This is a genomic window from Sulfurimonas sp. (assembly GCF_050296975.1).
Classification (GTDB): domain Bacteria; phylum Campylobacterota; class Campylobacteria; order Campylobacterales; family Sulfurimonadaceae; genus Sulfurimonas.
Genome location: NZ_JBNKRX010000023.1, coordinates 181,699 through 195,679, shown reverse-complemented (window position 1 = coordinate 195,679; position 13,981 = coordinate 181,699). Strand labels below are relative to the sequence as shown.

Annotated in this window: 15 protein-coding genes; 1 reads left to right on the top strand and 14 read right to left on the bottom strand. The window is 34.3% G+C overall.

What is annotated here, in order from left to right:
* Nucleotides 1-7 precede the first annotated feature (7 nt).
* The 14 genes from ACQY56_RS07180 to ACQY56_RS07115 all read right to left on the bottom strand — a co-directional run bounded on the left by ACQY56_RS07180 (nucleotide 8) and on the right by ACQY56_RS07115 (nucleotide 12,949).
* Nucleotides 8-1,396 carry a DUF3373 family protein gene (locus ACQY56_RS07180; protein ID WP_428737244.1) on the bottom strand — a complete coding sequence of 463 codons (1,389 nt, stop codon included), beginning with the start codon at nucleotides 1,394-1,396 and terminating at the stop codon, nucleotides 8-10.
* Between the two features lie 76 nt (nucleotides 1,397-1,472).
* Nucleotides 1,473-1,808, bottom strand: coding sequence for a cytochrome C (locus ACQY56_RS07175; protein WP_428737243.1), 336 nt, complete (start codon nucleotides 1,806-1,808; stop codon nucleotides 1,473-1,475).
* 225 nt (nucleotides 1,809-2,033) lie between these two features.
* Complete coding sequence (hypA, locus tag ACQY56_RS07170) at nucleotides 2,034-2,375, bottom strand: hydrogenase maturation nickel metallochaperone HypA (RefSeq protein WP_428737242.1); 342 nt, start codon at nucleotides 2,373-2,375, stop codon at nucleotides 2,034-2,036.
* Entirely contained in the window at nucleotides 2,376-3,368 is a 993-nt protein-coding gene (gene hypE, locus ACQY56_RS07165) for a hydrogenase expression/formation protein HypE (protein WP_428737241.1), read from the bottom strand.
* Entirely contained in the window at nucleotides 3,368-5,047 is a 1,680-nt protein-coding gene (locus ACQY56_RS07160; protein WP_428737240.1) for an ATP-dependent nuclease, read from the bottom strand. Before ACQY56_RS07160 ends, hypE begins: the two co-directional genes overlap by 1 nt.
* On the bottom strand, nucleotides 5,047-6,168 hold the full coding sequence (gene hypD, locus ACQY56_RS07155; protein ID WP_428737239.1) for a hydrogenase formation protein HypD: 1,122 nt from the start codon (nucleotides 6,166-6,168) through the stop codon (nucleotides 5,047-5,049). The genes ACQY56_RS07160 and hypD overlap by 1 nt, the downstream gene beginning before the upstream one ends.
* Nucleotides 6,168-6,452, bottom strand: a complete 285-nt coding sequence (locus tag ACQY56_RS07150) for a HypC/HybG/HupF family hydrogenase formation chaperone (protein ID WP_428737238.1) — start codon at nucleotides 6,450-6,452, stop codon at nucleotides 6,168-6,170. Before ACQY56_RS07150 ends, hypD begins: the two co-directional genes overlap by 1 nt.
* Nucleotides 6,452-7,252: a hydrogenase nickel incorporation protein HypB gene (gene hypB / locus ACQY56_RS07145; protein WP_428737237.1), complete on the bottom strand. Its 801-nt coding sequence runs from the start codon at nucleotides 7,250-7,252 to the stop codon at nucleotides 6,452-6,454. Before hypB ends, ACQY56_RS07150 begins: the two co-directional genes overlap by 1 nt.
* Before the next feature lie 4 nt (nucleotides 7,253-7,256).
* Nucleotides 7,257-7,775: a HupE/UreJ family protein gene (locus ACQY56_RS07140; RefSeq protein ID WP_428737236.1), complete on the bottom strand. Its 519-nt coding sequence runs from the start codon at nucleotides 7,773-7,775 to the stop codon at nucleotides 7,257-7,259.
* 102 nt (nucleotides 7,776-7,877) lie between these two features.
* Complete coding sequence (gene hypF, locus ACQY56_RS07135) at nucleotides 7,878-10,046, bottom strand: carbamoyltransferase HypF (protein ID WP_428737235.1); 2,169 nt, start codon at nucleotides 10,044-10,046, stop codon at nucleotides 7,878-7,880.
* 67 nt (nucleotides 10,047-10,113) lie between these two features.
* Nucleotides 10,114-10,572 (bottom strand): hypothetical protein, encoded by a 459-nt coding sequence (locus ACQY56_RS07130; RefSeq protein WP_428737234.1) that lies wholly within the window; start codon nucleotides 10,570-10,572, stop codon nucleotides 10,114-10,116.
* Nucleotides 10,573-10,776: 204 nt separating this feature from the next.
* Nucleotides 10,777-11,214, bottom strand: coding sequence for a PaaI family thioesterase (locus ACQY56_RS07125; RefSeq protein ID WP_428737233.1), 438 nt, complete (start codon nucleotides 11,212-11,214; stop codon nucleotides 10,777-10,779).
* 24 nt (nucleotides 11,215-11,238) lie between these two features.
* Entirely contained in the window at nucleotides 11,239-11,532 is a 294-nt protein-coding gene (locus ACQY56_RS07120) for a hypothetical protein (protein ID WP_428737232.1), read from the bottom strand.
* Between the two features lie 10 nt (nucleotides 11,533-11,542).
* Nucleotides 11,543-12,949 carry a hydrogenase gene (locus ACQY56_RS07115; RefSeq protein WP_428737231.1) on the bottom strand — a complete coding sequence of 469 codons (1,407 nt, stop codon included), beginning with the start codon at nucleotides 12,947-12,949 and terminating at the stop codon, nucleotides 11,543-11,545.
* A 314-nt stretch (nucleotides 12,950-13,263) separates the two neighbouring features.
* On the opposite strand from ACQY56_RS07115, the gene ACQY56_RS07110 reads away from it, so the two are divergent.
* Nucleotides 13,264-13,980 carry a pYEATS domain-containing protein gene (locus tag ACQY56_RS07110; protein ID WP_428737230.1) on the top strand — a complete coding sequence of 239 codons (717 nt, stop codon included), beginning with the start codon at nucleotides 13,264-13,266 and terminating at the stop codon, nucleotides 13,978-13,980.
* The last annotated feature ends 1 nt before the right edge of the window (nucleotide 13,981 follow it).

Sequence of the window (13,981 nt, the reverse complement as noted above, 5' to 3'; positions counted from 1 at the left end):
TTTTTTTTTAATATCTATAACTTACTGCAAACCTCAAATCAGATGAAGTAATATCTACATCCACTGGTTTTACCCAACCAGCACAATTTATGTTTGGCGTAAAATTGTGTTGTGCATACGTATAACGAATCTGTGATGGAAGGTATTTCACACCCAAAAGATTAAAGTTCCAGTACGCTTCATACGCATCGCCTCGAACAGCTATTTTTGAACCACTAGCAGTATCTTCTGCCCAAGTCATAGGTGTCCAGTATTTTGTACCATGATTATATTCAATACCAAACTTTCCAGCTTCTGTAAAATTATCTGGAAATACTGCTCCAGCCCAAAATGAATACCCTGTTTTACTTTCAGTTGATCCAAGTAAAGCATAACCATCTTTTGGATTGTATTTTGTAGCAGCAACAGAAGCAAATAGTGTAGTATCATCTAAAAAGTCATTGATCTCATTCCCAACACCTTGAACTTTAAATGATAAAGCACCTAAATCTGCTGAACCTGCAGCAGCCTTATTTACACTATCAGCTACTCTTTGTCCCTTAGTATTAAATATATGTGCCCACTGATATGCCAACTGATACTGACTGTTGTTATAACCATCTCCTAAAAATACAAAAAAGTTCACATCTAAGTCATCTACAGAGCTCTGTGTAGCATAAGGCCCCCATGGATTACTTCCAGTACCATACACGTTATTCATCTCGCCACTATGTGCACGACCGTAGACAAATTTTGAATATGCACCATTCATATAACGACTAAAATCAAACTTAGCCATTATCGCATTTACTTCCATATTTGTAATATGTGCGAGTGGAGAACCAGCCTCTGGCTCATTCTCTCGATAGTTTGCTAAAAAACCATTAGTTGAAGGGCGTCTACCAATACTAAAACTAATTGGTTGCTTACCAATAGCATCGCTATAAACAAAATAAGCTTCTTTAATTCTCATCACTGTATCTGTAGCTTTTGATGAAGCTGACCAATCTTTTAAAGATGGCTGGGAGCTACTATCATAATACGCATGTGCACCCCAGATAGAATAAACTGCTAATTTCCCTCTAAAAGTTAAATTTTTCATAGGCGCTGCTGCCATTGTTAAATAAAGTCTACTTGTAAGTAAAGAGTGATTGGAAGCACTTTCACTAGTTGTATTGTCTTTATAATCTAAAACATCTATTGCATTTCTAAAATCAATTCCTAACTTTACATTGTCAAATGCATCATGTTGTTTCACTTCAGAGAGTGATTTACTTGTTCTTGTTTGTTTTTTTTCTAGTTTATTCACTTTAGTAGTCAATGCTTTTACTTCTGCTTGTAAATCTGCAATCTCATCTGCAAAAATATTGAATGATAAAGCACTTACTACTACAGAAGAAAGTAGTATTTTATTCATATGTTATATCCTATATTTGAAGTATTGTTATATTTGGAAGATATAGCTATGAGTGCGTTCATGCACTCATATACTACTAACACGCAGGGATGTTACCACTGTCGCTTGCAAAATCATGTACGAAGTCGTAAAGGTGTGAAGAAAATTTACTTTCAAATTTACTACTTTCAAAAAACTCTTTTCCTGCCGGACAAATATTTGTCATCTCTGTAACTAACTCACCGTTATCTTTAAATTCAGCCCATTCATCCTGAGTATGTTTTGCTGCAAAAACTGCACCTGTCATATGACAAGTTGCTTTTAATTTCTTTTGATAAATTCTTTGTCCTTTCGCTGCATCTGCACTTGCAGTTGTTGCAAAAAGTCCTAATCCCAATAATGCTGTGATAGCAATTTTTTTGTATGAAGCCATAAACTATTTCCTTTTATTATTTTTTTGATAAGTGTGTATTATACTGATAGAAATATTAAGAAAATATAAACTCATTCTTATCGTTAAAATTAGTTATTTTTTCGTCATTTATTTATGGAAGTCTTATAATTCGGTATGTTTAATAGGTTAAAAGATATGTTTAAAAGCTTTTTTCATTCTCAAGAAAAATCATAATTTTATCGTGAAGTTTTTATATCTAGGGGATTATTCTAATTCGAGAGACATCAAATACATATCTTCGCCATCAATTACATTTATGTTCACGCTTCCGCAATTATCGCATTTGTATTCTAAATCTTCTAAAGTTTTTTGTGTTTTACACTCATTGCACTCGATTACAACTTTTTGGGTATTTATTATAAACTCTGCATTTTCACACACGGTTTTTTCTTTAAAAGTATCAAAGGCAGTTTGCAGTAGATCAGGTTCTACGCCACTCATTACACCAATCTTAACTACAACTTTTGAAACAGAAGTTGCATCGTTACTTTCAACTTGTGCTTCACAACTATCTAGTAATGCTTGAACTATGCTGTACTCATGCATCTAACATATCCTCGGCAGTAGTTCGCCAGTTGGTATTTCTAAGTAGCGTTTTGTTCCCCATGCACTATGGAGAACCACTTTTTTTGGTTGATTTTGCGTTACATTTGCAATGATCTGTGCATTTGCATGAAATGTTTGTAAAATCTCTAATGCTTTTTGTGCATCTTCTTTATTTATTGCAAGAACAAATGTTCCCTCATTAGCTAGAGCACTCGCTTCAAAACCAAGCATCTCACAAATACCTTGCACACTATCACTCACTGGAATTTTTTCTTCCTCAACCTCTATGCAAACATTTGATTGTTTTGCCCACTCATTTAAAACTGCTGCTAAGCCTCCACGAGTTGCATCGCGCATCGCTGTTATTTTTATGCCACTATTTATAAGTGTCTCAACAGTTGCAAATAAGCTCTCACAATCACTTTGCAGATCAGTGCTTAGCTCGATCCCCTCACGTGCTGCAAATATAGCAGCCCCATGCGCACCAATGTCACGACTTACAAGGATGAGTTCATCTTCGGAAATGTTATTTGAGCTTATCCCCTCTTGTAGTACTTCACCTACTCCAGTTGTGTTTATAAATATCTTATCAACACTCCCTTTTTGCACCACTTTTGTATCACCACTTACAACTACAGCACCGTTTTTGCCAAGTTCTTTTTTCATACTTTCAACAATACGTTCGAGTTGTTCTATCTCAAAACCCTCCTCTATGATCACACTACATGTCAAATACTTCGGTTTTGCACCCATCATCGCAAGATCGTTACATGTTCCGCAAATAGAAAGCTTTCCAATATCTCCACCGTTAAAAAATAGAGGTGAAACTGTAAAACTATCTGTACTCATAGCAAGTTTTCCAGATTCTATAACAGCAGCATCTTCACTTTTTGAGAGAATCTCATTTTCAAACGCTTTATAAAACACTTTTGTTATAAGTTCATTGTTTTCTTCGCCACCGTTTCCTTGGGCTAGAGTTATTGTGTTTGTCATTATTTATTCCATTCATCAATTAATTCAATTAAATGTTCAATATTTTTCTTTAAATCAAGTATATTTAAATCATCTTCATTAATATATTCACTTATCTCTTTAGAATATTGACTTTTTTTGAGATTATATTTTATTTTACTATTTAATTTCGATACTGTAACCTCCAATTTATCATCTCTACTGTATTGAATATTGCCATTTCTACGATATTTATCATCAAGCCACTTTTCAAGAGTATTTGCAGTAAGATAATTCTCTATCTCTCGACCTTTTGTTATCCAACATAAGTTATCGCCTATTTCATCTTTAATTCTCTGCTTTGTACCTCTGATTGCAACGCTTGAACTGACACCATCTCTATCAATTACAACAAAGCTGTTTTTATTTATCCTCATTAAATCTATCAACTCATTTTCGAGAAAGTCTTTATTAGCTATTGTGTATTCTCTTGGTGTAAAACTTAAATGACTTAAAAGCTTACCCCCATAAAACATAATCGTATAATGCAATCCTTCTTCTAGGTCATCACGAAGCAAAGAAATCCATTTATTTATATAAGCTCTGTCACTTGGACCTTCAACCCATATTATTCCATTTGATTGTAATAAATCACTATTTTTATACCCTAAATCATCTAGTATATTTTTAGCACTATTTGATTCATTTATCTGTTCAATTTTTGTCGAAATGCCATCATACGTGACATGATTCACTTGTATATCTTGATTGAAATCGATAAACACATTTGAATGAGTTGAAATAAAATATGTATGATTTGTCTCTTTAATTAAAAAGTCTAAAAACATTCTCTGAAGTTCTGGATGTAAATAAACTTCAGGTTCTTCTATACATACAATTTTATTGTCATTCATTACTAAAGCACTACATAAAATCACTAATTGATGTATTCCTGTTCCAAATGAATCAAGAGGTAATCGATTCCCGTGCATATTGATCAAAATATTATCTCTAGTATGAGGAATTTCCATTTCTAAAGTTTCTACTTTCAACAACTCTTTTATAAAATTTTCTATCTTAAAAAACTGTTTCTGTTTAGCTTCCTGTCCAACACTAGGATGTTGCATCTCAAACATTTTAGAAATAATATCAGAACCATTAATCTCAGATAAATTACCATCAAAGGTTCTGCCAATAGTCCGAAAATGAGGAATATAGATGACATCTTTAAATTCTTTTTTTATAATTTCAGCCATAGAAGCTTTTAACCTATCTTCTAGCCTCATTTTTAATTGTCCTATTACACGTGAATCATATTGATAAATGTCAGAATTTTTAATATTTATACACTTATTAAGTTGACTAGCATTTAACGAATCAAATAAACTCATACCATTCATTTGCGAATCTTTAAATCTAAACTCGATTTCAAAAGGGTCTAATATATGAGCTTTTATATCAGGGAAATTTAATTCCTCATGACTAAATGGAATAATGAACGAAGTTTTTTGCCCATTCCGTTTATGTTCTTCATGTATCTCAGATGGAAAATTATGTAATTTATTTTGCTTTATACTTTCAGACAGATATTTTAAAAATCGTAAAACAGTAGATTTACCAGAATTGTTTTTGCCAATAAAAATATTTAACTTTTTAATATTTTTTAAATATATTCCATCTTCATCAAAACTTCTAAAATTTTTAATCCCGAATGATCGCATTACATCAAATTCCCATACTTATAATAAGCGGCACATGCACCTTCACTGCTTACCATACAGCTTCCGATCGGTGTGTTTGGTTTGCAGGCTGTGCCAAATATACTGCACTCTGGAGGAGTAGCTTTACCTTTGAGGATTTCGCCGCATTTACAGAGCTTATGATCGTCTATCTCCTCTTTTGGTAGTATATCGTTGTAGATCACCTCTGCATTGTATTTATCATACTCGCCTTTTAGTTGTAATCCACCCTCTGGAATGTCACCAAGTCCACGGAAACGAAAGTGTGGTGCTTTTTCAAAATATTTCTCAACCAGCTTTTGAGCGTTTAGATTTCCATCGTATGTTACGGCACGTTTATACTGTACTTCAAGCTCACAGCGAGACTCTACAAACTGTTTTACGATCATAGAGATCGATTCCATCACATCAACAGGCTCGAACCCGCTTACAACAACAGGTTTGCCCCATTTTGTTGGAAACTCTTCGTAGATTTTACTTCCACTAATGACACTAACGTGTGATGGTCCTAAAAACGCATCTATATTACAACTCTCATCACTTACCAGTACACGCATAGGTTCGGGAACTGTAACATGGTTTATATGCACTAAAAGATTTGGAATGTTTTGTTTTATAACCTGCTCTAAAAGTGCAGCAGTCATTGGTGTTGTTGTCTCAAAACCTATGGCAAAAAAGATGATCTTTTTAGTTGGATTCTCTTTTACGATCTTTATACACTCTAGGGGGCTGTAAACAAAACGTACATCAGCACCTTTGCTTCTTGCATCTTGCAGACTTCCATTACTCCCTGGAACTTTGATCATATCTCCAAGTGTGACTAGTATCACATCCTCTTGCATTGAGAGTGCATAGGCATGGTCAACACGCTCTTTTGGCATAACACATACAGGACAACCCGGTCCGTGAACAAATTTTATATTTTGGGGTAAAAGTTGAAGGATCCCATACTTCATGATCGTATGGGTATGTCCACCACAAACTTCCATAATGTTTATGGGATGTGGCAATTTTTTGGCATCTTGTGCTATGAGTTTAGCGTAAGCTTGTATGGTTTTGGCATCACGAAAATCATCGTAAAGGTTTTTTAGTTCTAAAGCCATCAGCTCCCCTCACATTGATCGCCTTCAAGTATGGCGTTTTGCCTCTCCTCCTCATCCATGGCTGCAAGTATCTCTTTGTAGATCTCTAGCGATGTAAGTGCATCCTCTTCATCTATTTTGTTCATTATAAAACCGATATGAATGAGTACATAATCTCCGATCTTCACATCAGCATCAGCCATCAAGTCTAAACTTGCTTCACGCTGAACTCCCATAGTATCTACAGTAGCTAAGTTTGTATCTTCATCGATCTTGACAACTTTACTTGGGATCGAGAGACACATTAACGCATCTCCATCTTAAACTTGATCCATTGTGCCACACGTTTTAATGAGTCTTCATCTTTCGTGCTCACTTCTAAAATATCGACATTTGGTTTGAGCTTACGAGCTGTTTCTTTTTCTTTTTCTATATCATAATCAAAATACGGTAAAAGGTCTGTTTTTGTAAAAAGGATCAGATCAGCTTGGCGAAACATCACAGGATATTTTGCGATCTTATCTTCCCCCTCTGGAACTGATACAAGCACAACATTTAAGTGTGTCCCCACATCGTAACTCGCTGGACATACTAAGTTGCCAACATTTTCAACAAAACAAACATCTATTGGATCAAGTGCTATATGATGCAAAGCTTTATGTACCATAAAAGCATCTAAATGACACGCTGAACCAGTTTGTATCTGATGTGCTTCGATACCTTTGCTTTTAAGTCTATCTGCATCACGGCTTGTTTCAAGATCACCCTCAACAACGCTAAATTTAAAATCAGCTACATCCGCTAAGTGTTCAAGTAACGTAGTTTTTCCGCTACCAGGTGAGCTCATCAAGTTAATCCCAAGCACTTTGTGAGAGTTTAAATGCTCTCTGTTATGTGCAGCTTCATGATCGTTTTTATCGAGTATCTTTGAGATAACCGAGATCGTTTTTGGATCGTTTAGCTGAGGATTATCATGGATGTGTGCGTGTGCTTTTTGATGCTCCTCACTGCTTCCATAATCATGGTGATGATGCTCGTGCTCGTGATGTTCATGTGAATGTTCATGAACATCACTTGTTATACTACAACCGCAATCTTGACACATAAAACTACTTTGCTAATTGTGTTTGTTTTCTCATCGCAGTTTGTGCATATATATATGCTAACGCGATACCACTAATGTGTAAAAGAAGTGTCGATGTAGAAAAACCTGCCATATATGCTAAGAAGCTTCCACTTTGGAACTCTGCACCATGTGCAAACCCGTGAAACATCCCAAAAAATGCAATGATAAAAAAGATAACAGCCATAGACATTTTTCTAGCAAAACCAATGAGTGCAAATACCGCAGCAATTGAGAGTAAAATTCCCTCTTCAACATACGCAAACTCTACACCTGCAAAACCAATAGTCGCAGCTATTAACATTGCTCCCATAAAAGCAACTAAAAGTAAGTAACCATTTTTAGCCGATGCATATGCCACCATACCTACACCAACCATTGCTAAAATGTGATCAAGTCCACTAATTGGGTGTAAAAAACCACTGCTAAAACCACCACTCTCTAAAGTAGATGTGTGTCCAAATGCCATAGCCGATAATGCTAAAAGTGCCAATAAGATTTTCATAATGCGCTTCCTTGAAGATGAATTTTCTACTCAAAAAATGAATAGTTATTCATTATTTTATATTTTTAAATTAAAAACAAAATTAATTTTACTACTTTTTTACTATTTTTTGTCATTTAAAGAGTAATATGTTTGTCCCAAAGCAATCCCCCCATCATTGATCGGACTAGCTTGTTGGAAAAAGTATTTTATATCTAATTTTTTCAACCTTGCTATTGTAAGTTCTAAAAGTGTTTTATTTTGAAATACTCCACCGCTAAGTATCACTTCCATCTGCTCTTTTTGTGCAATTTGTATAATGATCTCAACTAAAGTATTTATAAAAAGTGTTGGAAGTGTTTTTTTATCGTATGATGTATTTAAAAAATCTATCTCGATCACACCATCTTCGATCGTAAAATTTAGATACTCTTTAACACTTTCATCATAAACACTCTCACATAAAAGTCCACTCTCCCCCTCATAGCTAATGATTTGTGCTAACTCTGCACAAGATGCCACAGCATCAAAAAGTCGCCCAACAGAAGAGCTAAGAGGTGCATTGAGATTTTTTTCATAACTTTGGTGTAACATCTTTAGCTCTTGATTGGAGAAACTTTGAATACATTCATATTCAAGTGTTTGCACCTCATCAAAACTATATTTCTCAAACAACAAACTGAGTGCCACACGTCTTGGCTCCTTGACAGCTTTAACACCGCCTAAAAGTTTGAGCGGTTTAAAGTGGTATTTTCTCTCATCACCTACAAATATCTCACCACCCCAAAGCGTTGCATCATCTCCAAAACCTGTTCCATCAAAACTAAAACCTAAGTAATCACCTTGGAGTCCAAACTCCGCTTTTGTTGCATAAATGTGTGCTAAATGGTGTTGCATAGTTTGTAGTGAAATATTTTGTAACTTTGCCCATTTTGTACTTAAATAGTTTGGGTGTTTATCGTGAATGATCAGATCAGGTTCAAAATCATAAAATCTTTTAAAGCTCTCGTACGTTCGTTCAAAATAACTAAAAGCCTCTAAAGAATCCAAATCACCAATGTGTGGTGAGAGGATCAGGTTGTCCTCAATCACGAAAGCGATCGTACTTTTTGCATTTGCTCCAACTGCGAGTATCTTTTTATCTGATTTTTTTGAAAGTTTTATAACCTTTGGAGCATAACCACGAGCAAGTCTAAGCACTTGCATTTTACCGTCCACTATTTGCACCAGTGAATCATCGATCGCATTTATAATCTCTCGATCAAAATCTAAGATATGTTCCACAAATGGAAGTTTCTCTTGTATCTGCTCTTTTGTAGTGATAATCGGCTCTTCGCTTAAGTTAGCACTTGTAGCTACAATCGGAGTTTGCAGATGTTCAAACAAAAGATGATGTAACGGCGTATATGCCAACATACACCCTATTCGATCGATATTTGGAGCGATCAGGTGTGAGAGAAGATCAGCAGAGTTTTTTTGCAGTATAACAATGGGTGCTTCTTTTGAACTGAGCAGTTCTTCCTCTTTTATACTTACATTCGCGATGCTTTTTACTTGTTCAATATCTTTACACATCAATGCAAAAGGTTTACTCGGGCGGTTTTTATAATCTCTTAGTTTTTGCACCACTGCATCGTTTGTAGCATCACAAACTATATGAAAACCACCCATCCCTTTTATGGCAACTATTTTTCCCTCTTGTATATAATTTGCAAAGGTCTCAATTTCGCCGTCTAATTTTGGTCCGCAGTTATTACACGAGATCGGTTGTGCATGGTAGCGTCTGCTTGTTGGATCGTTATACTCCTCTTGGCAAGACTCACACATCTCAAACACACTCATAGAAGTATTTATGCGATCATATGGAACTGTTTTTAAGATCGAGTATCTTGGTCCGCAGTTTGTACAGTTTGTTGCAAAATAGTTTTTGTACTTTTGTTTTGTTTTTAGATCATTCAAGCACTCTTTACATGTTGCAATATCTGGGGAAATAAGTGTAGTTTTTGCGTGGGAGTTATCACTTTGCAGGATTGTAAAAGCAGTTTCATTTTTGAGCTCTATTTCTTGGCTCTCAATAGAGTCTATTCGAGCCAGTGGAGGAAGTTTGGAGTGAAGCTGTTGTAAAAACAGTTCTATATTTTCTTCACTCCCTTGCAGCTCTATCATAACGCCATCAGCATCATTTCTAACATATCCGCCAAGATCATTTTCAAGTGCTATCTGATACACAAACGGGCGAAAACCAACCCCCTGCACAATACCTTTTACAAATAAAGCTTTACGAATCTGCACTTTGCTTCCTTTATTTCAAGGAAACTATATTATCATAAGTAAATTTATACTCTATTTATAAATACACTTACATTGCACAACAACTTGCACCAGGACATGCAACAGCATCAGAACAACAACAATTACAGCATTTTACATAACAATTATCACCATAAGAAGTACAACATTTTCTTTTTGAAAAACTTACTTCTGATAAACATTTTATAATATTACTATCTTTCATTTCTTCAATATGCACTGATGCCTCAATAAAGTTGTCTGACATATTAGATTTTAAAATTTTTTCTTCATGATGAATAAAACCTTCTTCAAATAGTATATAGCCTTTTGAAGAATCATATTTCAAAATTTGTGCCCATGTAGTAGAAATATCATTTTCATTTTTCACAAGTACATTTACTTTATAAGCTGGTATTTCTTCATCACCATTTAATCGACCAAACTCTGTTGAAGCCATAACTCCATCTTTCATGATATTTTCAAAACTTTTATCTTCAATTTTTATTGATACCCTGTAGACCTGCATAATTGTCTCCTTAACTTATTTAAAGACTTACTTTTCAAGATAAAGAGACTACAAAATAATTGACAATTTTCTTACATTATTATACTTGCTCCACTTTATCAACAAAAAACATATACAATAAGATTATACATAAAAAACTTTAATTAAATATTAATTATTTTAAACAGAAAACATTTACTATAGTTATTTTATAGCTAATCTTTTTTAAAGTATAAAATTCACAACTTTCGCTTGACAATACACCTGGGCGTTTTTATCTTCAACACTCACTTCAAAAGTTAAACGTTTTTTTCTTTGTTCAACTAAAGAAGCATAGATATAGATGTACTCAACATCCATTGTGATTGCTTTGAGGTATTTTGTCTCCATCGTGCGTGTCATATTTGCAGGAGCGACTAGTAGGCTTAGTGGTCCTATGGCATTGTCTATGGCAGCATTTATAAAACCGCCTTGCATTGTTTTGTAGGGATTTAGCCACTCGTTTAAAATGGGGATTTTAGTACATAAAGATTTTTCATCGTCGTTATACTCTATAATCTTACCTTTCATTATCGAAAACGACTGTGGTGGCAATACCAAGTCACCATGATTGTTTTCCAGCATCTTATCGTATAGTTTTTGTTCATCTGTTGTTTTTGTCATAAAGTACTATCTTTTAAAATTTTTTTAATTGCCCAAATTATGACACAATTCCTCTTTTACAAAAAACAATGTTTTTGTTCCACCAAGTTTAACTTGAACGATTTTTTTATTTGGATTTTCTTTTACAATTGCAGATTTGCCCTGCTCTTGCATCATCTTTGCATAGTCTTGTGGAGAAGTTGGTGTATGTGGGAAATCCCCTTTTCTATTTAACAGACTCATATCTATACATCCATCATCGTGACTTAAAATGTACCATTTATCTTGACTTGCAAAAAGTGGCAAAGCTACTAATATTATAAGAAAAAAACGTAACATGAATCCTCCTTTATTTATCTAATGCTATAGCTTTTGAAAAATAAGGTTTTTGCATCTGAAACTTTGAGAGTATACGAGAGTAAAGGACATTGTTGGCAAACATATCTCCCATCATTATAAAGTTGTCTATATGAAACTTCTTTTGTATCTGTGTGAGTGATGATATCGTCATATCTCCAAACGCTTCGTAAATCGAATACGCCAAGTAATGCGTTTCAGCTCCAGCAAGATAAAAACTTATAACAGAGCCTAAAAACGACTCGTAGTCAAACCCTTTGTCATCAAAAAACATATCTATTTTAAGTCCGCCGTTGCCTCTAAACTCTAAAGCTTTGTCGCTCAATGCTTCATAACTCTGCTCTTTTAACTCAAGTATCTTACACACTACGGCAAATATATCCTGAGAGTCCATCGCTTCAAATTCTGCAAAATCTTTGCGCTTACTTGCAAAGTTTTCAAGTAGTTTCGAGCGTTTCTCATCTGCTTTCATCTTTTTGAGCGAAGTTTGCAGATCAAACGCTCCAAGTGAAAGCACTTTCTTCGTTCCTAGCTCATTTGCGATCAAAAATGAGATCTCATTTGTAGAGAGATAAGCACCGATGGCACTTTTGCTAAAAACGGCTTCGTGTTTAATATTTAAAAAACGGTTGAGTATCTCATCTTGATCAAGTGGTTGCAAGGATCGTGAAAGACCTTTTTTATCTTCAATGATCGTTACATTTTCTTGTACCACTACAACTCTAAAAGGTTGGGGATCGTCAAAAAATACATACCCGATCTCACTCTCTTTTGCATTGAGTGCTACAAGGGAGCTTTTAATGCTAAAAGGGGCTTTGATATTTATGAAGTTTTTACCTGTTAGTTCTTTGAGTGTTTCATCTTTGATGGTTACTTTTATGGTTGGTTTTTCTATGCTAAAAAGCACCTCTTGCTCTTTTTGAGTGATGTAAAAAAGTTCGTTTATCTTCGATGAATCTACAAGTAAAAGTGTGTTTTGGTCTGTGTAGTGTGGCGTATATGTCGCTGTGTCGGTGATGCTTACCCCATCATTACTATAATGATCACACACAACATTATCATCTAAATACAACTCACTTGCAGGGTTTGTTAAAAGCTCCAAACATTTGGGACAAGGTGCGATCTCGTAACTCTGTGAGCGAAAAGTAGATGGTGTGATGGCAAACTCCAAAGGCTTTGACTCTATAGCCTCTACAAACAAAGAGTGTGGCAAATACTTCGCACATAGACCATCAAACACCTCTGCTTCTTTTTGCTGCGATCCATCGAGTTTGAGTGTAATGTAATGCTCATCTTGTGAAACACTCCCGCTAATGCCACTTTCATCGATCAAGCTCTGTAAAAAACCCGCAAAATAACTCCCGTCACTGTTATACTTTATAAGTTGTTTTATCATCATTGTTCACTTTTTTCTGAATAGTTATTCATTATTCTATTGTTTTGTTTTATAAAAGAAGTTTAAATATGCAAAATGTACATTTAACACTTTTTTCTAACAATTAAATGACAAAATGATCAAATAATGGCAATTATATTTTTAAATATACATTGCTATTTTCAAGATTTTAGCAATTTTTAGCAGAAATATGCCATTTTGCAATAAAATAGTCATTTAAATTAACATTTTTAGTGTCATTTAATTTGGAAATATCGAACTGTTTTATATATAATGTTCGTTGAATAAATAGTTAGCTTATCAAAGGAATTAACTTTATGAATACATTGGAAACATTTGGGAATACAGCAAAAGATTTAGCAAGGAACCCATTAGGGATTATTGCATTGTTTATTGTATTGATTTATGGATTTGCAGCTTTGTTAATAGGATCAAGTGAGCATCTTGTAACAACTGAAAGAATGCCTATTATTTGGTTTTTAACAATATTTCCTGTAATTGTTTTGAGTGTTTTCGCATGGCTTGTTAGTTCTCATCATAAAAAGCTTTATGCACCATCAGATTTTAAAGATGAAAAAATATTTGCTGGAATAGAGAATCCTCAATTATCAAAGTTTGTATTAGCGAAGCAAAAATATCCAGATACACAGGATTTAGGAATCTCAGAACAAAGAGCAGTTGAAAGAGAAAAAATATATGAAGATTGTCGAGGCTACTTCCTTGCACATATAGTTGAGCCTTCTAATAAAGATGGTCAAGAATTTGATATATTTATTTATATTATAAGACATAAAAGTACACATTTTACTGATATTGATAAGGCAAAATTTTTCTTTGGAAGTTATTGGGGAAATAAAATATATGAAGGTACAAAAACAGAAGATTATATAGGCGTTAGAACATCAGCCTATGGTCCATTTTTATGTACTTGTAAAATTTCATTTAAAAATAATGAATCTATAACAATTTCAAGATATATAGATTTTGAAATGGGTAACTTTGTAAAAAAGCTAACAAGTCAGTGGAGCCAATAAA